Source organism: Streptomyces spinoverrucosus, from assembly GCF_006539505.1.
In the GTDB taxonomy this organism is placed as follows: Bacteria; Actinomycetota; Actinomycetes; order Streptomycetales; family Streptomycetaceae; genus Streptomyces; species Streptomyces spinoverrucosus.
On sequence record NZ_BJND01000086.1, the window covers coordinates 1 to 20,169 of the forward strand.

Consider the following 20,169-nt stretch of genomic DNA (forward strand, 5'->3'; position numbering starts at 1 on the left):
AAGTCGAAGACGTGTTCGCCCAGGGTCTCGGCGACCAGGTCGCTGCGTTCCATGAGCGACAGTGCCTCCCCCAGGTTCTGCGGCAACGGCTCGATGCCCATCGCCCGCCGCTCCGCGTCGGACAGTGCCCAGACGTCGTCCTCGGCACCCGGCGGCAGCTCGTAGCCCTCCTCGATGCCCTTGAGGCCCGCGGCCAGCAGAACGGCGTAGGCGAGGTAAGGATTCGCCCCGGAGTCCAGCGACCGCACCTCGACCCGCGCCGAGCCCGTCTTGCCCGGCTTGTACATCGGGACGCGGACCAGGGCCGAGCGGTTGTTGTGGCCCCAGCAGATGTACGACGGCGCCTCGCCGCCCGCGCCGGCCGTGCGCTCGGAGCCGCCCCAGATGCGCTTGTAGGAGTTCACCCACTGGTTGGTGACCGCCGAGATCTCGCCCGCGTGCCGCAGCAGGCCCGCGATGAAGGAGCGGCCGACCTTCGACAGCTGGTACTCCGCACCGGACTCGTAGAACGCGTTCCGGTCGCCCTCGAACAGCGACAGGTGCGTGTGCATCCCCGAGCCGGGGTGCTCGGAGAACGGCTTCGGCATGAACGTCGCCTGGAGGTTCTGCTCCAGCGCCACCTGCTTCATGACCAGCCGGAACGTCATGACGTTGTCGGCGGTGGACAGCGCGTCGGCGTACCGCAGGTCGATCTCCTGCTGGCCCGGCGCGCCCTCGTGGTGGGAGAACTCGACCGAGATGCCCATCGACTCCAGCATGGTGATCGCCTGGCGGCGGAAGTCCATGCCGACGTTGGTCGGGGTGTGGTCGAAGTAGCCGGAGTTGTCGGCAGGCGTGGGCACCGTGCCGTCGACCGGCTTGTTCTTCAGCAGGAAGAACTCGATCTCGGGGTGGGTGTAGAAGGTGAACCCCAGGTCAGAGGCGCGGGCCAGGGCGCGCTTGAGGACGTAGCGGGGGTCGGCGAAGGAGGGGGAGCCGTCCGGCATGAGGATGTCGCAGAACATCCGGGCCGTGCCCGGCGTCTCCGCGCGCCACGGCAGGATCTGGAAGGTGGACGGATCCGGCTTGGCGATCATGTCGGACTCGTAGACCCGGGCGAAGCCCTCGATCGCGGAGCCGTCGAAGCCGATGCCCTCGTCGAAGGCCTGCTCCAGCTCCGCCGGGGCCACGGCCACGGACTTCAGGAAGCCCAGCACGTCCGTGAACCACAGGCGTACGAACCGGATGTCGCGCTCCTCCAAGGTCCGGAGCACGAACTCCTGCTGCTTGTCCATCTTCCGATTCCCCATCCTTGCTGGTCAGGCCGCCTGTCTCCCGCGCACGGGACGGTCGGGCACCTGAGCATCCCACCACAACACCATTTCATGCGCGTTGCGCACCTTGATCGCCCGGCCGACCCCGGCCTGAACGCCTCACGTACGGCAGGTGCACGGCTCCTGAGCCCATCTTGCCTGCTCGGACCGACATCCGTAATGCCCGGCCATTTCTGCGCCCTCCCTACGAGATCGTTGGCCTTGCCCACTACGATCAGCGCACCGTCCGTCCTCCGCTTCCCAGAAGGGCCGGCCCCATGGGTTCCGCCAAGAACAAGAGCAGTGCGGCGCGCAAGGCGCGCATAGAGGAGATGCGGCGCGCGGAGCGTGCCCGCGAGCGTCGTAACCGGATCCTCACCATCGCCGCCAGTGTGGTGGTCGTCGCCGGTCTCGTCGTCGGTGGTGTGGTGCTGATCCAGTCGCAGTCCGACGACTCCGACACCGCCGCCAGTGACTCCAAGAGCACCGGCAAGTTCGTCACCGGCGCGGACGGTGTGAAGACCTGGCAGGGCAAGCTGACCCAGAACCACGTCACCACGGACGTGAAGTACCCGATGGAGCCTCCGGTCGGCGGCGACCACAACCAGGTGTGGATGAACTGCAACGGTGACGTCTACGCCAAGGAGATACCGAGGGTGAACGCCGTGCACTCGCTGGAGCACGGCGCGGTCTGGGTGACGTACACGAGCAAGGCCGACAAGGCCGACGTGGACGCGCTGGCCGAGAAGGTGAAGAAGACGCCGTACACGCTGATGAGCCCGGACGAGGAGCAGAAGGACCCGATCATGCTGTCGGCGTGGGGCCACCAGCGCACGGTGACCGGCGCGGACGACCCCAACGTCGACAAGTTCTTCGAGACGTACGTCCAGGGCAAGCAGACCCCCGAGCCGGGCGCGGCCTGCACGGGCGGGCTGTCGCAGTGACGGCAGTGGTGAGGCGGGACCAGTGAGGCACGCCCAGGCCGGATGGATCGCCGGGGCCGCGGCGGCGCTGCTCGTCGCGGTCGGCGGGATCACATACGCGGTCGCCGAGGACGGCGGCTCGGACGCCGACGCGCCCGCGGCCGACTCCGCGGACGCCGGTTTCGCCCGCGACATGGCGGTGCACCACCAGCAGGCCGTAGAGATGTCGTACATCGTGCGCGACCGCACCGACGACGAGGAGGTGCGGCGGCTCGCGTACGACATCGCGCAGACGCAGGCCAACCAGCGCGGCATGCTGCTGGGCTGGCTGGATCTGTGGGGGCTGCCGAAGGTGTCGTCGGAGCCGATGAGCTGGATGGGCATGGGCGGCATGGCCTCCGGTGAGGACGGCGCGCTGATGCCCGGGATGGCGACCAATACAGAGATGGACAAGCTCGGCCGGCTGAACGGTCGGCAGGCCGAGGTCTTCTTCCTCCAGCTCATGACGGAGCATCACAAGGGCGGCATCCACATGGCCGAGGGGTGCGTGGACAAGTGCTCCGTCGATGTGGAGAAGCGGCTCGCGCAGGGGATGGTCGAGGGGCAGGAGTCGGAGATCCGGCTGATGGCGGACATGCTGAAGGAGCGGGGCGCGAAGGCCCGGGAGTAGTCGAAGGCCCGGGAGTAGTACGGCGCCGGGTGGTGCGGCGTGGGGTGGCCCACACCACGCCACCCCCCATCGCGTCGGTCTGACGATTACACTGGGCCCGTGCCTCAACTACGTCTCGCCCTGAACCAGATCGACTCGCGCGTCGGCGACCTCGCCGGGAACACCGAGACGATCCTTAGCCGGACCCGGCACTGCGCCGAGCGGGGAGCGCATCTCGTGGCGTTCCCGGAGATGGTGCTGACCGGGTATCCCGTCGAGGACCTGGCCCTGCGCTCCTCCTTCGTCGAGGCCTCCCGCGCCGCCCTGCGCTCGCTCGCGGCGCGGCTCGCCGAGGAGGGCTTCGGGGAGCTGCCCGTGATCGTCGGCTACCTCGACCGCAGCGAGACCGCGCAGCCGAGGTTCGGCCAGCCGGCCGGCGCCCCGCAGAACGCGGGCGCGGTGCTGTACGGCGGCGAGGTGGCGCTCACCTACGCCAAGCACCACCTGCCGAACTACGGCGTCTTCGACGAGTTCCGCTACTTCGTACCCGGCGACACCATGCCGGTCGTGCGGGTGCACGGCGTCGACGTCGCGCTGGCCATCTGCGAGGACCTGTGGCAGGACGGCGGCCGCGTGCCGGCGGCGCGTTCGGCGCGGGCCGGACTGCTGCTGTCCATCAACGCCTCGCCGTACGAGCGCGACAAGGACGACACCCGGCTGGAACTGGTCCGCAAGCGCGCCCAGGAGGCCGGCTGCACCACCGCCTACCTCGCCATGATCGGCGGGCAGGACGAGCTGGTGTTCGACGGCGACTCGATCGTGGTCGACCGGGACGGCGAGGTCGTGGCGCGAGGCCCGCAGTTCGCGGAGGAGTGCCTGATCCTGGACCTCGACCTGCCCGCCGCCGCCCCCGCCGCCCCCACCGGCGTGGTGGACGACGGGCTGCGCATCGAGCGGCTGGTGCTGTCCGAGGAGCCGCTGCCGGCGTACGAGCCTCAGCGGACGGGCGGGTACGCCGAGCGCCTCGACGACGACGACGAGGTGTACTCCGCGCTGGTCACGGGCCTGCGGGCGTATGTGCGCAAGAACGGCTTCCGGTCGGTGCTCATCGGTCTGTCCGGCGGCATCGACTCCGCCCTGGTGGCGTCGATCGCGTGCGACGCGGTGGGCGCGGAGAACGTGTACGGCGTGTCCATGCCGTCGAAGTACTCCTCCGAGCACTCCAAGGGGGACGCGGCGGAGCTGGCGCGGCGGACGGGGCTGAACTTCCGTACCGTCGCGATCGAGCCGATGTTCGACGCGTACATGGGCTCGCTCGGGCTGAGCGGGCTGGCGGAGGAGAACCTCCAGTCCCGGCTGCGCGGCACGCTCCTGATGGCCATCTCCAACCAGGAGGGCCACATCGTGCTGGCGCCCGGCAACAAGTCGGAGCTGGCGGTGGGTTACTCGACGCTGTACGGCGACTCGGTGGGCGCGTACGGGCCGATCAAGGACGTGTACAAGACGTCCATCTTCCGGCTGGCCAGGTGGCGCAACCGGGCGGCCGAGGAACGGGGCGAGACGCCGCCGATCCCGGAGAGCTCCATCAGCAAGCCGCCGAGCGCGGAGCTGCGGCCGGGGCAGGTCGACACCGACTCCCTGCCGGACTATCCCGTCCTGGACGCGATCCTGGAGCGGTATGTGGACCGGGACGAGGGGGCCGACGCGATCGTGGCGGCCGGGTTCGACCGGGAGCTGGTGACGAAGACGCTGCGGATGGTGGACACGGCCGAGTACAAGCGGCGGCAGTATCCGCCGGGGACGAAGATCTCGCCGAAGGGGTTCGGGAAGGACCGGCGGCTGCCGATCACGAATGGGTGGCGCGAGACGGCGTAGCGCCGGGGCGGGGAGCGGTGCGTGGCTGGGTGCGGGTGCGTGGGGGCTGGTCGCGCAGTTCCCCGCGCCCCTTAAGGGCGTTGCGGCTTTCCTGGCCCGCAACGCCCCGGCCGGATCAGCGATGCAGTGCCTCAGCGTGCTGCGGCACATGGCTCGCGACGAGCCGTTCCCGGCCGTCCCGCGGAGCGACCCGGCGTCGGTCCACCGCATACGCCGTGCCCGCCACCGCCAGGCCCAGCACCGCGAGCGCCGCGCCCGCCGTCGCCGGGGACGTCGTACCGAAGCCCGCTGCCAGGGCGAGGCCGCCGATCCAGGCGCCGCCGGCGTTGGCCAGGTTGAAGGCGGCCTGGTTGGCGGAGGACGCCAGGGACGGGGCCGCCGACGCCTTCTCCATGACCATCAGCTGCAGTGGCGAGCCGGTGACGAAGGCCGCCGTGCCGAGCAGGGCCACGCCCAGCGCGGCGCTCCACTGCGCCGACATGAGCACCGGGAACAGGGCGAGGATCGCCACCAGCGACGCCAGGCCGCCGAAGAGGGTGCCCCGCATCGCGTGGTCGGCCAGGCGGCCGCCCAGCAGGTTGCCGATCGTCGCGCCGACGCCGAACAGCGCCAGCAGCAGCGTCACGCTGGTCTCGGCGTACCCGGCGGAGTCGGTGAGCATCGGCGTGATGTAGCTGTACGCGGCGAAGAGCGCGCCGAAGCCCGCGACCGTCGTACCGAGCGCCAGCCACACCGGCAGTGACTTGAGCGCGGCCAGCTCGCCGCGCAGTCCGCTCGCGGAGGCGTGCGTGTGGTCGTGCGGGATCAGCAGCGCCAGCGACGCGATCGCCGCCACGCCGATCGCGCTGACGCCGAGGAAGGTCGCCCGCCAGCCGAGGTGCTGGCCCATGAGGGTGGCGACCGGGACGCCCGCGATGTTGGCGACCGTCAGGCCCAGGAACATCAGCGAGACGGAGCGTGCCTTGCGCTCGGGCGCGACCATGCCGGTCGCGACGACGGCGCCGACGCCGAAGAAGGCGCCGTGCGGCAGCCCGCTCAGGAAACGGGCGGCGAGCAGCCAGTGGTGGTCGGGGGCGAACGCCGACAGGGCGTTGCCCACGACGAACAGGACCATCAGGCCGATCAGGACGGTCCGCCGGGACATCCGTGCGGTGACCGCGGCCAGCAGCGGGGCGCCGATGACGACGCCCAGCGCGTACGCGGAGACCAGATGGCCGGCGGTGGGGATCGAGATGTGCAGGTCGTCCGCGACATCGGGCAAGAGCCCCATCATCACGAACTCGGTCGTGCCGATGCCGAAAGCGCCGACGGCCAGAGCGAGCAGGGCCAGGGGCATGAAGGGGCCTTTGCCTTTCAGAGCGGGGTTCCGTCCATCATATGTTCAAGTACGGAACAAAGCCTCGCAGGCCCAGTATTCCAGCGGGTTAAGACCCGGTTGCGAGGTCCACACGCGCGGCCACCGGCAGGTGGTCGCTGCCCGTCTGCGGCAGCGTCCACGAGCTCACCGGCTCGACGCCCTTGACCATGATCTGGTCGATCCGGGCCATCGGGAACGACGCCGGCCAGCTGAAGCCGAAGCCGCTGCCCGCCGCGCCCTGCGTGGAGCGCATCTGCGCGGTCACGGCGTTGAGGGCGCGGTCGTTCATGGTGCCGTTGAGGTCGCCGAGCAGGACCACCCGCTCCAGCGGCTCGTCTGCGATGGCCTCGCCGAGCGCGTCGGCGCTGGTGTCGCGCTGCCGGGCGGTGAACCCGGCCTCCAGCTTGACCCGCACGGAGGGCAGGTGGGCGACGTAGACGGCGAGCTGCCCGCCGGGCGCGGACACCGTGGCCCGCATGGCGCGGGTCCAGCCCAGCTTGATGTCGACGGGCCGGACGTCACTGAGCGGGTACTTGCTCCACACCCCGACGGTGCCCTGCACCGCGTGGTACTTGTACGTCGACGCCAGCGCCGCCTCGTACGTCGTTACGGCCGCCGCGCTCAGCTCCTCCAGCGCCACCACGTCGGCGCCGGACGCGGCGACGTCGCGGGCGGTGCCGGAGGGGTCGGGGTTGTCGGCGTTGACGTTGTGCGTGGCGACGGTGAGGTCGCCGCCGGTACCGGCGGCCTTGTCGGTGAGCAGGCCGCCGAAGAGGTTCAGCCAGACGATGGCCGGGAGCAGCACCGCGATCAGCGCGGTGGCGGACCTGCGGAGCAGGGCCAGCAGAAGCAGCAGCGGGACGAACAGGCCGAGCCAGGGCAGGAACGTCTCCGTGAGGCTGCCGAGGTTTCCGATGCTGTTCGGGATGTAGGCATGGGCGCCCATGACGATGGTGAGCAGCACCGCGAGCGCTGCCACGATCAGGCCGCGCCGCCAGATGCGGCGGTCGCCGCGCCAGCCGTCGGTCACACGGGCCGTCACGCGCTGAAGCCGAGATCCGCGCCGCTCGGGTCCCGAGCCGCCGCTTGCCGTCTCCGTCACGTACGCCTGCTGCGCCATACCGTCGCCTCGCTACCTGCCGTGCTCACCGTCGTCCCCCGCGCACACGACCCTAGGGGATGTTCGGCTCCGATCCTGCCGTCACATGACGGCCGTACGGGCACTTAGGACGAACAAGTCGGCGCCGGGGGTTCCGGTTTCGCGCGCCGGGAGTGGCCTCTGTGACGAAACGCGCACATTCGGGTTACACCATTGGTGAGCTGACGGGGCGTAGCCCTTCGAGCAGGGTGTCGACGAGTTGTTCCGCGAGGCCTTCGGGGAGTTCGGCGTCGGGGTGCAGCAGCGAGCGGGTGAGCATGGGGCCGAAGACGATGTCGTGGACGAGTTCCAGGTCGACATCGGTGCGCAGTTCGCCGTCCTGCTGTCCGCGGCGGAGGACTTCCAGGCCGAGGCGGCGGCGTGGGGCGATGACGGCGTTGTGGTAGGCGGCCCAGATGCGGGGGCTGGTCTTCATCTGGACGTGCACGTTGTGAAGGATTGCCGAGGTTCGGTTCGCGAGGCCGCGGCGGCGCAGGGCTTCCAGGAGGACGACGAGGTCGTCGCGCATGGAGGTGCCGGGGAGTTCGGGGTCGGGGGGTTCGGTGGAGCGGACGACGTCGACGAAGAGTTCCTCCTTGCCGCGCCAGCGGCGGTAGATGGTGGCCTTGCCGACGCCGGCGGTGCGGGCGATGCGTTCGATGGAGAGTTCGGCGAGGGGGACGCCGTCCTCCAGCAGCTTCATCGTGCCTTCGATGATGGCGCGTTCCACGGCCTCGCTGCGGGGTCGGCCGCGGACGGGGGCCTCTTGCGGGGGGTGGCTTTCGGTGAGGCTCACTGTCCTGAGTCCCTTCGTTGTCCTGGGACATTCTTCCCGGCGTAGGACGGTTCGTCCTCGTCGGCACGGCTGCCTGCGGGCTGAGGAGCCGTCCTGCCCGGCAGGAACAGCGCCACCACCGCCGCTCCGACCAGGGCGACGCCCGCCCCGCACAGTGCCGTGACGTGCATGGCGTGCAGGAAGGCGTCGTTGGCGGGGGTCACCAGGGCCCGGCCCTCGGGGCCGAGCCGTGCCGCGGCGGCGAGGGTGGCCTCGATGGATTCGCCGGCGGTGTGGCGCGCGGCGGCGGGCAGTTGGGTCAGCTGGTCCTCGATCGAGGTGCGGTAGGCCGTGGAGAGGACCGAGCCGAGCACCGCGATGCCCAGGGCGCCGCCGACCTGGCGGAAGGTGTTGCTGAGGGCGGAGGCGGAACCGGCCTTCTCGCGGGGCAGGGCCTGCATGATGACGACGCTGGTCGGGGTCATGATGTGCGCCATGCCGGTGCCCATGAGGAAGAAGACGACCTCCAGGATCCAGATGGGGGTGTCCGCGTCCAGCGTGGCGAACGCCGCCAGCATCGCCGCGATGATCAGCATGCCGCCGGTGGTCGTCGCCTTGTTGCCGAAGCGATCGACGGCCAGCCGGGCTCGCGGGGCGAAGATCAACTGGGCGGCGGCCAGGGGCAGCATCAGCAGGCCGGTCTCCAGCGGCGAGTAGCCGCGCACGCTCTGGGTGTAGAAGACGGCGAAGAACGTCACGCCCATCAGCGCGAAGAAGACCAGCGCGATGACGGCGATCGCGGCCGAGAACACCTTGTTCTTGAAGTAGCTGACGTCGATGGACGGATGGTCGCTGCGCTTCTCGAAGATCACGAAGGCCGCCAGCACCGCGAGCCCCGCGCCGATGGTGGCCAGTACGGTCACGTCCGTGAAGTCGGCCAGCTGGCCGCCCTTGATGATGCCGTAGACGAGCAGGACCAGGCCGATGACGGAGAGGGCCACGCCGACCGGGTCGATCCGGCCTGGGCTGGGGTCGCGGGAGTCGGGGACGAGCCACAGCATCAGGCCGACGGCGAGGATCACGATCGGTACGTTGATCAGGAAGACCGAGCCCCACCAGAAGTGGTCCAGCAGTACCCCGCCCGTGATCGGGCCGATGGCGATGGCGAGGCCGACGCCGCCCGCCCAGATGCCGATGGCCTTGGGCTGCTCGTCCCGCTCGAATACGTTCATCAGGACGGCGAGGGTGGCCGGCATGACGAAGGCCGCGCCGAGGCCCATCACCGCGCGGAAGGCGATGAGCTCGGCCGGTGACCCGGAGAAGGCGGCGAGCGCGGAGCCGATGCCGAACGCCACGAGCCCGCCGAGCAGCACCTTCTTCCGCCCCAGCCGGTCACCGAGCAGGCCCGCGCTGAACAGCAGGCCCGCGAAGACGAGGGTGTAGGCGTTGATCGCCCACTCCAGCTCGCTCTGGGTGGCGCCGAGGCCGGTCGGCGCGGGAGTGGAGATCGTCTTGACGGCGACGTTCAGGATCGAGTTGTCGAGCACCACGATCAGCAGGCTCAGCATGAGCACGCCGAGTATGGCCCAGCGGCGCCGGTGCACCGCTTCCGGGACGCGGGTGCCGGGGGCGGCGGGAGTAGTCATGCCGCCGACCCTAGGAAATTACGATACGAGACGGTACCGTATCGAAATCTTTTTACCCTGCTCTGGCCCTCTCCTTACATACGTCCTTACGTACGTCCTTACGTGACGTCCTTACGTGACGGGGGTCCCCTAGCCGTCCATGGCACGAAGTGCCACCATGGGACTGGTCCGGGGACGCCGTCAGGGCGCCTCGAGATGACGTAAGGAGCCGTTGCAATGACGCAGCTTTCGGCTGCCCAGACTGCACCGCAGAAATCCTCCGACGGCAGCAAGGCGCTGTACGGGGGCAAGGGCACCCGCCGTATCACGGTTCGTGACATCACCGCCGCCAAGGAGCGCGGCGAGAAGTGGCCCATGCTCACCGCGTACGACGCGATGACCGCGTCCGTCTTCGACGAGGCCGGTATCCCGGTGATCCTCGTCGGCGACTCGGCGGGCAACTGCCACCTCGGGTACGAGACCACCGTGCCCGTCACACTCGACGAGATGACCATGCTCTCCGCCGCGGTCGTACGGGGCACCAGGCGCTCCCTGATCGTCGGCGACCTGCCGTTCGGGTCCTACCAGGAGGGGCCGGTGCAGGCGCTGCGCTCGGCGACCCGGCTGGTGAAGGAGGCCGGTGTGCAGGCCGTGAAGCTGGAGGGCGGCGAGCGGTCCCACGAGCAGATCCGGCTGCTGGTCGAGTCCGGCATCCCGGTCATGGCCCACATCGGGCTCACCCCCCAGTCCGTCAACGCCATGGGCTACCGGGTGCAGGGGCGCGGCGAGGAGGCGGCGCAGCAGCTGCTGCGGGACGCGAAGGCCGTTCAGGACGCGGGTGCGTTCGCCGTGGTACTGGAGCTGGTGCCGGCGGAGCTGGCCGCCGAGGTGACGCGGACGCTGCACATCCCGACGGTCGGGATCGGGGCGGGCGCGGAGACGGACGCGCAGGTGCTGGTGTGGACCGACATGCTCGGGCTGACCGGGGGGCGGGTACCGAAGTTCGTGAAGCAGTACGCCAATCTGCGTGAGGTGATGGGGAGCGCGGTGAAGGCGTTCGCCGAGGACGTCGTCGGCGGAGCGTTCCCGCTGGAGGAGCACTCGGTCCACTGAGCCATCGCCGCACCACGGGCAGCCCGCCGATCATCCCCCGTCGGCGGGCTGCCGTCTTTTCGTGCCCCGGACGGTCAGGTTGTGTAATCCATCCCGGTCACAGCCGCCTCACGCACCCGCCCCGCCATCTCGGTCATGTCCAGCTTGCCGAGGAACGCGACGAGCGCCTGCTTCGTCTCGCTCAGCCGGTCGACGAGTACCGGCTGCTCCAGGTCCGCGGGCAGAATCACCCGACGGAAGTCCGGCTGCTCGATCGCCTGCGCGAGGAGCTGTTCGGCGAGCCAGAGCGGTGTGCGCTCCCGGATGGCGAAGGTCAGGTGCAGGCTGGGTTCGTCGTAGCCCAGGGCGTGCGGGTTGTGGACCCAACCACGGGGCAGCAACAGTGTCTGCCCGGCGGCCAGTTCGATCGTCATGTCCGGCCCGGCCGCCTCCCACTTGGGGATGAAGTCCTCGTGCCACACACGGAAGGACTCGTGGTACTCGCGCATCGGGGCCTCGACAGGTGGCTTCCACAACTGCCAGGTCTTGGTGCCGGCCACCTGCACGATGACGGCCATCTGCTGGTCCCAGTGGTGCAGCAGCCCCTGCTCGGCCCCAGGGGTGAGGAAGGCGTGCATGTAGTTCGAGTAGCCGGTCTCTTGCTGGATGCCCTGCGAGATGCGATGGAAGGCGGGCAACCAGCGCTGCATGTTGCCGAAGCGGATGGTGTAGCCCTGGTCGCGCAGTCGGCTCAGTTTGGCCGCGTCGGTGCGGCCGTTCGTCAGGAACGCGGTCCGGTTGGAGGGACCGGCCTTGACGACGGCGATCTCGTCCGGCGGCGCGCAGCCTGCGTCGATCAGTTCGTTGAAGTACTCAAGGCTCATGGCCTCGTCCACCGCAGTCCGCACGCGCTCGTACACGCGAGGCCGGTCGGGCCAGGTGGTGAGGAGGTCAACCACCCCCTCCGGAGGCAGCAGTAAGCCAAGCGACATGAGGGCGTCTCCTCACGGGTCATGCGGGCGGCAGCGGGCAGGCAAGGTCCGGGTGGTGGAGGTTCGGACAGCACACGACCGAGGCGGAGAACAGGCCGCGGGACTGGGTGTAGTGGACGCAGGAGACGTCGACGCCCCGTGGGAGCACATCGAGGGCGTAGGCGAGCGTGACGTCCAGACCGGCGTAGGCCGGCAAGCCGTCGGTCCGCTCGAAGGGCGGGTTGCCGATGTAGTGCTGCTTCAGCCATCCGACAGCGTCACCGCAATCCGTCCAGGTGCGGGCGCGAGTGGCCTGCCCACGCTTCAGCAGCCAGTGCCCGGTCATCAGTGGGGGCACACTGCCGGTGGCGAACTCGCTCGCCGCCTCCCGGTACCGGGAGGCGCAGTCCGACTCGGGGGCGGGCTGGATGGGGTGTGCGGGCCGTCGGTTGCCCTCTTTTGCGTACGTCTCCGGGGGGCCGACCCAGGGACCGAAGCCGTGCCAGTGACCGGACCAGGTCTGACTGGTCAGTCTCTGCCGCTCAGGTGCAGTGGTGGTCATGGTGTCCTTCCGAGACGGGCCGCCCCGCGCGCAGGGACGGCCCGTGGTGTGCGTGAGGTGGGCGGTCAGCCTAGAGCTCCAGGCCCCGGCTGCGGCCCCACTCGATGGCGAACGAGTCGAGCTCCGCGCCGGTCATGCGCAGTTCGCTGCCGCGTCCCTCGGCCTTGGAGTCGCCGACGGCGAACGCGTCCACGACACCCGCGAGTGGGACGGTGGTCACACAGGTCTCGTTGTCGCCACCGAGGTTGCCGCCACACCACTTCTTGGCAGGCGCGTCGGCTACCGGCAGCTCGTACAGGTTCTGCATCACTGACCTCCAGTGATCTGGTGTAGGAGAAACGGTCTCCGGCCGTTGTGCAGCCCGCCCCAGGGCTCGACCGGTCAGGGTTCGGGGTCTTGGGGCGGGGGTTGTGGGACCATTCCGCCGACAGGGTCGCGCTTTCCGCCGCGGGGCGGTCATGGCCCGCCCCGCCCGGCCGGGCTGCCGCTCAGCTCCTCGTAGCGGTCACACAGGGCGCTGAGGCAGTAGGCGAGCTCACGGTGTTCCACCGCTCCCGGGGGCGGGCCGGCGCTCAGTTGCCTGCGCGCCACCCACACGGATGTCAGCGCGCTGTCGCGGGGCGGGTAGTACCTGGGCAGTCTCAGCGCGGCCGTCTCCACCTCGGGCATGAGGAGATCGATGTGCCCGCGCAGCTGGAGAGTGAGCGTCTCCAACTGCTCAGGGGTGGGCGGTTCGGCGTCGTCCGCGAGCAGCCGATGCGCGGTGGCGCGCATGGTCCCGGTGTCGATCGGGAGGGAAGTGTTCACGGTCATCACAGCTCACCCCTGGACTGGGCGTTGGCGGCCGCCACGGCAGCGCTGAGACCGTCAGAGACCGTGACCGGCTTCAGGTTCTCCTGCTTGGCGTCCCACTCCCGGCCGCCGCCGATGGGCCGCAGCTGCACGTACGGGCCCTCAAAGCCCATCACCTTGCCGACCTTCCTGGTGCCGGTGTCCTCGACGGTCTCGTGAAGCTTGGGCTTGTACGCCGTCATCGCCACTACGCCTCCCAGGACGGTGCCGCGAGCTCCTGTGGCCGTTCCTCCGGGGCCAATACGTACGCACGTACCAGGGCGCTCGTCTCCGGCTCCCAGACGGTGGCCGCCCCGGACGGCCACCGGTGCGCAGTCCTGCGGCGGCGCGCCCCGGCGAGGATCGCGGCCCACATCTCCGGCGACGGGCGCCCCGTCAGGTCCGGCGGGACCGCTGGAATTGGGGTAGTGCGGACGTGCCTGCCGGGCGGACGCCGCCCGAATACGCGGCCTCTCAACCTTGCGAGGGCCCGTGGTACACACGGCATGTCGACGCTCCTTACAGCGTTGGCCGCGCTGCCGCCGTGTTCTGGCACCCGCACGTGACGATCTGCCAAACGCGTCGTGGGCGCGAGCGAGACTGCGTTGGGCATCCCCGGTTCCCATCTGCTGGTTCCTACGCGTGCAACAGATGGTGGGGGGAGGAAGGGTCAACAAGTACCCCAGTGAGGGGTAGTTGGGCGGCATACTCAGGTGGCGGCGCACCACTCGGCGAAGTTGGTGAGGCTCTCCGAATCGGCTCGCTTCAAACGGCGCAGCGTGGAGGCATCCTCACGCACCCAGGGGTGTTCTCTGGTGTGCTGCGGGGCGATGTGCCGAGCGACCTTCAGCGACTCGAATGCATCGTCCGGAAGTCCCGACCACAACTGCGCGCGGGCGAGCTCGATATAGAAGCCGGAGCGCCGTTCGGCCGGCAGCTCTTGGGGCGGCTTCCACTCGCCGGCGATATCGAGGGCACGGCCGACGTGCTCGTCTCCGAGGCTGACCGCGACGGACACCCCGTGGGCCTTCACAGAGTCCGGGCCGAACGCGGTTCCGCAGTACACGTCCTCTGCCACCCGGTCGGCGAGCGCACTCGCCTCATTGAGGTGCGTGACGGCCGCTGAAGCATCACCTGCCCTGCCCGCGATGACGGCGGCCCGCATGTGCAGGGCGCCCTTCGCCGCGATCTCCGGCGGGGCGACGGGAGCAGGGGCCGCATCCAGGGCCTGTTCCAGGACGCGCAGTCCGGCCGCATGGGCGCGGGCTGCGAAGAACGTCTCCGTACGCACGTAGGCCACGGACGCGGACAGCAGCGGATCGCCGGCCTCGGGGACAGCCCAGCGCATGAGCTCGACGAGGCGCGCGGACAGGTCGTGAGCACCGAACTTGTAGGCGACAGCGTCTGCGGAGCGGTAGGCCTTCACCAGAAGGCCGGCCAGCTCAGGCCGCTCTGGACCAAGAGCCGCGTGGTAGGCGCGGGCGAGTTCGGTGAGCAGGTCGGGCAACTTGCGGGTGATGCGGGTGTACTGGGCGGGCGGCCTCGGTGACGGCCGCCCGCAGTTCATGGATGGGGACGACCGGGCCGTCGTCCGGGAGGTCGTACGTGGCGAGTGCGGCGGAGAGCGCAGGCAGCGCCTCGTGCACACGGGTGTGGGCCGCTCCGCGGTCGGCCAGTAGGCGCGCGGGGTCGACCCCCAGTGCCTCCGCGATGGCTTCGAGGGTGGAGTCGCCGACGCCGCGCTCGCCGCGCTCAATCTTGCGGATGGCGCCGAGAGACACATGTGCCGCGTCGGCGAGCTGCTGCTGCGTCAGCTTCGGCCGCATGACGCTGCGGTAATAGGCGATCCGCGCGCCTACTCCGCCCTTGCTGCGTGCGGGCATACTGGCTCCAGTTCGGTGCGTCGACTCCGAACCGTACCCGCGCCGGGACGCCGCGTGGTTGCGGTCAGCCCCTCACGATCTCCGTGAGCTGGGTCAGGGTGTCGATCCGCCAGTCCGCCGCGGCCACTACCTCCGGGTCGTCCGCCCAGAGGTGCCCCCATGGTCCGCGGCGAAGGTGCGCCACGCGCAGCCCGGCAGCCTTCGCCGGGAAGACGTCATTGGCCGGGTGGTCTCCGACGTACAAGGTCGCGCTCGGAGCAGCCTGCGCCACCTCCAGCACCCGCCGGAAGAACTCCGGCTGCGGCTTCGCCACACCCCACTCGCCCGAGGTCGCGATGAGATCCGCCGGGAGGTCAAGGTCGCGTAGCAGCTCAGCCGCGCGAGAGGTCTGATTACCCGCGACGATGACGCGTACGCCGGCCTGCCGGAGCGCGGACAGGGCCGGGCGGACGTCGTCATAGAGGTCGCTCTCGTCAAGGCGCTCACCGCGGCCGGCGGCTTCGCGGGCGTGGTACTCGGCAGCGACGTCGATGCCTGGACGCGCGAGCCGGAGGGCTTCGGCGTTGTCGTGCCCCTGGGCGACAACAGCTCCGACGAGCGCGGAGACGGTATGACGGGGGACGTTCAGCCAGTCTGCCCAGGAAGCCCAGTACCGGTCATCTCGGGTGATCGTCTCGCCGACGTCGAACACGATGGTCTCAATCACCCTGGGAGCCTAAGGCGCTGCCGCAGGTGCTGAACGAGCCGGATGCCCACCGATCTCCTTCACTTCAACCTCAGTAACCAGCTGCGGAACCCCAGCCAGCGGCTCTGCGTGTCTGCCCCGGGTTCTTCAGGATCTCTGTCAGGGCCGAGATGCTGTGGTCGCCATGGCCGGCTTCGGCCGCTCGCTTGAGCAGGTCGTGGAAGGGCTTGTGCCACTGCGTGTCGAGGTTTGCTTCCTTGCCGAGTTCCTCGTCATGGGCGGCTCCGGCCAGGAACAGGTTCACCGAGGACGCGGGCTTGCTGTAGTCGCCGCGGTCGATCTCATCGGCGAAAAGCGGCAGCACGGAGTTGATCATCTCGAACCACTTGACGCTGAACCGGACCATCGAGGCTGCCGTGAGGCCACGGGCCTGTAGAGCTGCCGCGCCCTGGAAGAACCCGACGAGCGCGGGTAACAGCGTGCCGCCCACCGCCATCTCGTACAGGGCGGCGAGGTCCGGGTCAGCGCCGAGGTACACGGTGTCGCCGCCCAGCACCCGCAGCGTCGATGCGAACTCGTCGAAGACGCTGTTGTCGCCGCTGTAGTACAGGAGGGTGTCCTCGGCGCCCACGGCGGACGGCACGTTCTTGATCGCGCCATCGAGGTAGCGTGCGCCCTGCCCGAGTGCCCAGGCGGCCATCTGACGCGCCCCGGCTGGTGAACCGCTGTTGAGCGTCACAAGGGCCCGCCCTTTGAGCGTGGCAGCGGCCGGTTCCAGGGCCTCGATGGTGCTGTCGTACGTGGTCAGGCAGGCGATGACCAGCGGACTCGCCGCGACCGCCTCGTCGATCGTGTGCGCGTGAACAGCTCCCTTGGCCACGAGCGGAGTGGCCTTCGATGAGGTCCGGTTCCAGACGGTGGTCGGGTGTCCTGCGTCAATGAATGCCTCGGCCAGTGCGCTGCCCATCGAGCCAAGTCCGAGGAGAGACACGGGGGTGCGGTGATGCCCGGTCATAGTCATACGTTGCTCCTGTCTGACGGCGATCTCGGTGCGACGCCCGCTCCATGCTGCGAGGGGTACCTACGCTTCTGCAAGTACCTACAATTCTGTCCGGTACCCACATTTTTGTTAGGGAGCGTGCTGGTGAAGAGGCGGAGTTATACCTGCGGGCTGGACGCTGCCATCGACGTCATGGGAGGGAAATGGAAGGGGCTGATCCTGTTCTGGCTCGGCGAAGGTCCGCTGCGCTTTGGCGAGTTGCGCCGGACTGTGGTCGGTATCAGTGAGCGCATGCTGATCCTGCAACTGCGGGAGCTGGAGGCCAGCGGCCTGGTGCACCGCGAGGTCCATGACCAGGTCCCGCCGAAGGTGGTGTACTCGCTGACCGAGTTCGGCCGCTCGCTCGTCGCCGCACTCGTCCCGCTCGGCCAGTGGGGCGAGGAACACATGGAGCGTCTTGAGACCCTCCCGTGAGCCGGGCAAAACAGGAGGGAGGCGCTTGGCTGTGATCCTTGGCTGGTCCCGCCGTGTCCGTGATCGCTAGCCTCGCCCCCATGAAGCAGCGACGCCAGAAGAAGCTCTCCCGTCAGCTCGTCGAAGCGACTTTGGCGGCTGACGCCGCCCGTGTGAACGTGCTGCTGGGGGCCGGCGCAGACCCGGAGCGAGGGGACAGGGACGGCACCACTCCCCTGTATCTGGCGTCCGTGCAGGGTGCAGCCGAGGTCGCGCGCTTGCTCATGGAAGCCGGGGCGTCCCCCAACGCCGAAAGCAGCGGGGTCGGATCAGACGGCACGCCGTTGTGTGCGGCCGCGTGTTGGGGGCACGTCGAGACCGTGCGTGAGTTGTTGGCGCACGGGGCCGACCCGAATCTTCGGGAGGAGTGCGGGGCGGGGTGGTCTCCGTTGGAGTGGGCGAACCATGGTCCTCATTCGGAGACCGCTCAGCTTCTCGTCAACGCGGGGGCGAACCCCACATCAGCGCCCGCCCCAGGTTCTCGTCACTGACCCACCCTGCCGTCGACGCACTCCCGCAACAGATCGGCGTGGCCGCAGTGGCGGGCGTACTCCTCGATTCTGTGGACCATCAGCTCCCGGACGGCGATCCCTTCCCTCCCCACACGCTCGCCCAGATCCGCGTGCTCGGCCAGCGCGGCGTCGGTCGCGGCCTGCTCGCGCTCCAGGTCGGCGTACGCGGCGTCGACTACGGCCTGCTCGGCGACGGCTCCGTCGAAGTCCGCGTCCCGCTTGCCGTACAGCTTGGGCAGCGGATCGCCGTCGGTGATCCAGTTGCGCCAGTCCCGTTCCACCTCGGCGAGGTGCCGCAGCAGGCCGAGCAGTGACATCGTCGACGGCGGGACGGAGCGACGGGCCAGCTGCTCCGCGTTGAGGCCGTCGCACTTCATCCGCAGGGTCATGCGGTAGCCGGTCAGGAAGTCCTGCAGCGTCGCCAGTTCACCGTCCGGACTGGCTCCCTCGGTGTTGCGGGGGTCGTCGTCCGGGTCAACCCACATGTCGGGGTAGACGGTTGCCTGGGTCCATCGTGCGGGTTGGTCAGTCATGAGGGTCATGGTCGGGCGTGACGGGCCGAGCCCGCCACCGGATTGTTGTCGGCCGGATGCAGGCGGCTGTCGGTGAGCTGTAGGCCGTTTGTCGGTCGGGGCTGGGACCGTCGCTGTCATGACACGAATCGACAAGAAACCCAGCAGCGCGGCCGTCACCGTGCGGGGGCTGGTCAAGCACTACGGCGAGACCAAGGCGCTGGACGGAGTCGACCTGGACGTGCGTGAAGGCACCGTGATGGGGGTGCTGGGGCCGAACGGGGCCGGCAAGACCACCCTCGTGCGGATCCTGTCCACGCTGCTGGCCCCGGACGCCGGCCAGGCGACCGTCGCCGGCCACGACGTCGTACGGCAGCCCCGGCAGCTGCGCCGGGTGATCGGGCTCACGGGGCAGTACGCCTCCGTCGACGAGAAGCTCCCGGGGTGGGAGAACCTGTACATGATCGGGCGGCTGCTCGATCTGCCCCGCAAGGACGCCCGCGCCCGGGCCGACGAGCTGCTGGAGCGGTTCTCGCTCACCGACGCGGCCAAGCGGCCGGCATCGACGTACTCCGGCGGTATGCGGCGGCGGCTGGACCTGGCCGCCTCGATGATCGGGCGGCCGACCGTGCTGTTCCTCGACGAGCCCACCACCGGCCTCGACCCGCGCACCCGCAACGAGGTGTGGGACGAGGTGAAGGCGATGGTCGGGGACGGGGTCACCGTGCTGCTCACCACGCAGTACATGGAGGAGGCCGAGCAGCTCGCCTCCGAGCTGACCGTCGTCGACAGGGGGAAGGTCATCGCGAACGGCGGGATCGAGGAGCTCAAGGCCAAGGTCGGCGGGCGGACGCTGCGGGTGCGGCCGACCGATCCGCTGCAGCTGCGGCCGCTGGCCCACGCGCTCGACGAACTGGGCATCACGGGGCTGGCCACGACCACCGTGGACACCGAGGGCGGCACCGTGCTGGTGCCGATCCTGAGCGACGAGCAGCTGACCGCCGTGGTCGGCGCCGTCACCGCGCGCGGTATCACGCTCGCCTCGATCAGCACCGAACTTCCCAGCCTGGACGAGGTGTTCCTGTCCCTCACCGGCCACCGCGCCAGTGCCCCGCAGGACGCCGTGCCCGCCGACGACCGCGAGGAGGTCGCCGTATGAGCGCCGCCACCACCGTAAGCACCGCCGACGCACGCATCACACTGCGTGGGCACCTGCGCCACACCGGCGCGCTGATCCGCCGCAACCTGCTGTGGATCCGGCAGGACCCCGAGTCGATGTTCGACGCCCTGCTGATGCCGGTCGTCTTCACCCTGCTGTTCGTGTACGTCTTCGGCGGCTCGATCGGGCAGGCGCTGGGCGGCGGGCAGGACGGGTACGTGCAGTACGTGATCCCCGGCATGATCGCGATGATGAGCATGACGCTGTCCCAGGGCGTCGGCACCGGCTTCAGCCAGGACTTCAACTCCGGTGTCATGGACCGTTTCCGGTCGCTGCCGATCGGGCGGGGCTCGGTGCTGTTCGCGAAGGTCTCGGTCGAGCTGGTCCGGATGCTCTTCGCGACGACCGTGCTGATGATCGTCTCCGTTCTGGTCGGTTTCGACATCAAGAACTGGGCCGGCCTGTTCGCCGCCGTGGGCCTGTCGACGGCGTTCGCCTCGTCGATCATGTGGGTGTTCCTCACCCTGGGCGTGGTCCTGAAGAACGCGCAGTCCGTGCAGGCGATGGGCTTCCTGGTGCTGTTCCCGCTGCAGTTCGGCTCGTCGATCTTCGCGCCGACGGAGTCGATGCCGGGCTGGTTGCAGGCGTTCACCGACTACAACCCGCTGTCCACGCTCGCGGACGCGGCCCGCGGACTGATGGTGGGCGGCCCGGTCGCGCACGACCTGTGGGTGACGCTGGGCTGGTCGGCGGCGATCACGGCGGTGATGGCGCCGGTCGCGATCCACAAGTTCAAGACGAAGAGCTGACCCTCG

The 20,169-nt window shown here is 69.6% G+C and carries 21 protein-coding genes and 1 pseudogene; 8 read left to right on the plus strand and 14 right to left on the minus strand.

The features are described from left to right. The coding region (glnA2, locus tag SSP24_RS37820) for a gamma-glutamylpolyamine synthetase GlnA2 (RefSeq protein ID WP_141315023.1) at positions 1–1,274 on the minus strand (1,274 nt) is incomplete at its 3' end. A gap of 296 nt (positions 1,275–1,570) precedes the next feature. Between glnA2 and SSP24_RS37825 the strand changes: the two genes are divergently transcribed. The 3 genes from SSP24_RS37825 (at position 1,571) to SSP24_RS37835 (ending at position 4,739) form a co-directional block, all read left to right on the plus strand. Beyond that, positions 1,571–2,236 carry a thioredoxin-like domain-containing protein gene (locus tag SSP24_RS37825; protein WP_141315025.1) on the plus strand — a complete coding sequence of 222 codons (666 nt, stop codon included), beginning with the start codon at positions 1,571–1,573 and terminating at the stop codon, positions 2,234–2,236. Between the two features lie 22 nt (positions 2,237–2,258). Next, positions 2,259–2,885 carry a DUF305 domain-containing protein gene (locus SSP24_RS37830; protein WP_141315027.1) on the plus strand — a complete coding sequence of 209 codons (627 nt, stop codon included), beginning with the start codon at positions 2,259–2,261 and terminating at the stop codon, positions 2,883–2,885. A gap of 99 nt (positions 2,886–2,984) precedes the next feature. Then, positions 2,985–4,739 carry an NAD+ synthase gene (locus SSP24_RS37835; RefSeq protein ID WP_141315029.1) on the plus strand — a complete coding sequence of 585 codons (1,755 nt, stop codon included), beginning with the start codon at positions 2,985–2,987 and terminating at the stop codon, positions 4,737–4,739. 115 nt (positions 4,740–4,854) lie between these two features. Here the strand turns inward: SSP24_RS37835 and SSP24_RS37840 are convergent, their stop codons facing one another. The 4 genes from SSP24_RS37840 to SSP24_RS37855 all read right to left on the minus strand — a co-directional run bounded on the left by SSP24_RS37840 (position 4,855) and on the right by SSP24_RS37855 (position 9,655). Then, positions 4,855–6,075 (minus strand): MFS transporter, encoded by a 1,221-nt coding sequence (locus tag SSP24_RS37840; protein WP_141315031.1) that lies wholly within the window; start codon positions 6,073–6,075, stop codon positions 4,855–4,857. A gap of 88 nt (positions 6,076–6,163) precedes the next feature. Further along, positions 6,164–7,216, minus strand: a complete 1,053-nt coding sequence (locus SSP24_RS37845) for an endonuclease/exonuclease/phosphatase family protein (protein WP_141315033.1) — start codon at positions 7,214–7,216, stop codon at positions 6,164–6,166. A 184-nt stretch (positions 7,217–7,400) separates the two neighbouring features. Beyond that, on the minus strand, positions 7,401–8,030 hold the full coding sequence (locus SSP24_RS37850; protein ID WP_141315035.1) for a TetR/AcrR family transcriptional regulator: 630 nt from the start codon (positions 8,028–8,030) through the stop codon (positions 7,401–7,403). Beyond that, on the minus strand, positions 8,027–9,655 hold the full coding sequence (locus tag SSP24_RS37855; RefSeq protein ID WP_141315037.1) for an MFS transporter: 1,629 nt from the start codon (positions 9,653–9,655) through the stop codon (positions 8,027–8,029). The genes SSP24_RS37850 and SSP24_RS37855 overlap by 4 nt, the downstream gene beginning before the upstream one ends. A gap of 216 nt (positions 9,656–9,871) precedes the next feature. Between SSP24_RS37855 and panB the strand changes: the two genes are divergently transcribed. Continuing rightward, positions 9,872–10,747 carry a 3-methyl-2-oxobutanoate hydroxymethyltransferase gene (gene panB, locus SSP24_RS37860; RefSeq protein ID WP_141315039.1) on the plus strand — a complete coding sequence of 292 codons (876 nt, stop codon included), beginning with the start codon at positions 9,872–9,874 and terminating at the stop codon, positions 10,745–10,747. A gap of 74 nt (positions 10,748–10,821) precedes the next feature. Here panB and SSP24_RS37865 read toward each other — a convergent pair whose 3' ends face one another. The 8 genes and pseudogenes from SSP24_RS37865 to SSP24_RS37900 form a co-directional block, all read right to left on the minus strand. Then, positions 10,822–11,718 (minus strand): JmjC domain-containing protein, encoded by an 897-nt coding sequence (locus SSP24_RS37865; protein ID WP_141315041.1) that lies wholly within the window; start codon positions 11,716–11,718, stop codon positions 10,822–10,824. Between the two features lie 19 nt (positions 11,719–11,737). Next, positions 11,738–12,259 (minus strand): hypothetical protein, encoded by a 522-nt coding sequence (locus SSP24_RS37870; protein WP_141315043.1) that lies wholly within the window; start codon positions 12,257–12,259, stop codon positions 11,738–11,740. Positions 12,260–12,329: 70 nt separating this feature from the next. Continuing rightward, positions 12,330–12,566, minus strand: a complete 237-nt coding sequence (locus SSP24_RS37875) for a DUF397 domain-containing protein (RefSeq protein ID WP_141315045.1) — start codon at positions 12,564–12,566, stop codon at positions 12,330–12,332. 149 nt (positions 12,567–12,715) lie between these two features. After that, complete coding sequence (locus SSP24_RS37880) at positions 12,716–13,072, minus strand: DUF6415 family natural product biosynthesis protein (protein ID WP_141315047.1); 357 nt, start codon at positions 13,070–13,072, stop codon at positions 12,716–12,718. Beyond that, positions 13,072–13,293 carry a hypothetical protein gene (locus tag SSP24_RS37885; protein WP_141315049.1) on the minus strand — a complete coding sequence of 74 codons (222 nt, stop codon included), beginning with the start codon at positions 13,291–13,293 and terminating at the stop codon, positions 13,072–13,074. The genes SSP24_RS37880 and SSP24_RS37885 overlap by 1 nt, the downstream gene beginning before the upstream one ends. Positions 13,294–13,799: 506 nt before the next feature. Continuing rightward, a pseudogene (locus SSP24_RS37890) lies at positions 13,800–14,973 on the minus strand (helix-turn-helix domain-containing protein). Between the two features lie 64 nt (positions 14,974–15,037). Continuing rightward, positions 15,038–15,679: an HAD family hydrolase gene (locus tag SSP24_RS37895; RefSeq protein ID WP_141315052.1), complete on the minus strand. Its 642-nt coding sequence runs from the start codon at positions 15,677–15,679 to the stop codon at positions 15,038–15,040. 70 nt (positions 15,680–15,749) lie between these two features. Beyond that, entirely contained in the window at positions 15,750–16,673 is a 924-nt protein-coding gene (locus tag SSP24_RS37900) for an NAD(P)-dependent oxidoreductase (RefSeq protein ID WP_141315054.1), read from the minus strand. A 177-nt stretch (positions 16,674–16,850) separates the two neighbouring features. Here SSP24_RS37900 and SSP24_RS37905 point away from each other — a divergent pair, with 177 nt between their 5' ends. Continuing rightward, entirely contained in the window at positions 16,851–17,132 is a 282-nt protein-coding gene (locus SSP24_RS37905) for a winged helix-turn-helix transcriptional regulator (RefSeq protein ID WP_229865168.1), read from the plus strand. 80 nt (positions 17,133–17,212) lie between these two features. Beyond that, the gene (locus tag SSP24_RS37910; RefSeq protein WP_141315056.1) at positions 17,213–17,662 is read left to right on the plus strand and encodes an ankyrin repeat domain-containing protein; all 450 of its coding nucleotides are present in this window, start codon (positions 17,213–17,215) and stop codon (positions 17,660–17,662) included. Here SSP24_RS37910 and SSP24_RS37915 read toward each other — a convergent pair. Then, positions 17,656–18,225, minus strand: a complete 570-nt coding sequence (locus SSP24_RS37915) for a DinB family protein (RefSeq protein WP_141315058.1) — start codon at positions 18,223–18,225, stop codon at positions 17,656–17,658. The genes SSP24_RS37910 and SSP24_RS37915 overlap by 7 nt on opposite strands. Positions 18,226–18,334: 109 nt before the next feature. Here SSP24_RS37915 and SSP24_RS37920 point away from each other — a divergent pair, with 109 nt between their 5' ends. Continuing rightward, positions 18,335–19,354 carry an ATP-binding cassette domain-containing protein gene (locus tag SSP24_RS37920; protein WP_141315060.1) on the plus strand — a complete coding sequence of 340 codons (1,020 nt, stop codon included), beginning with the start codon at positions 18,335–18,337 and terminating at the stop codon, positions 19,352–19,354. Continuing rightward, positions 19,351–20,163 (plus strand): ABC transporter permease, encoded by an 813-nt coding sequence (locus SSP24_RS37925; RefSeq protein ID WP_141315062.1) that lies wholly within the window; start codon positions 19,351–19,353, stop codon positions 20,161–20,163. The genes SSP24_RS37920 and SSP24_RS37925 overlap by 4 nt, the downstream gene beginning before the upstream one ends. Positions 20,164–20,169 lie beyond the last annotated feature (6 nt).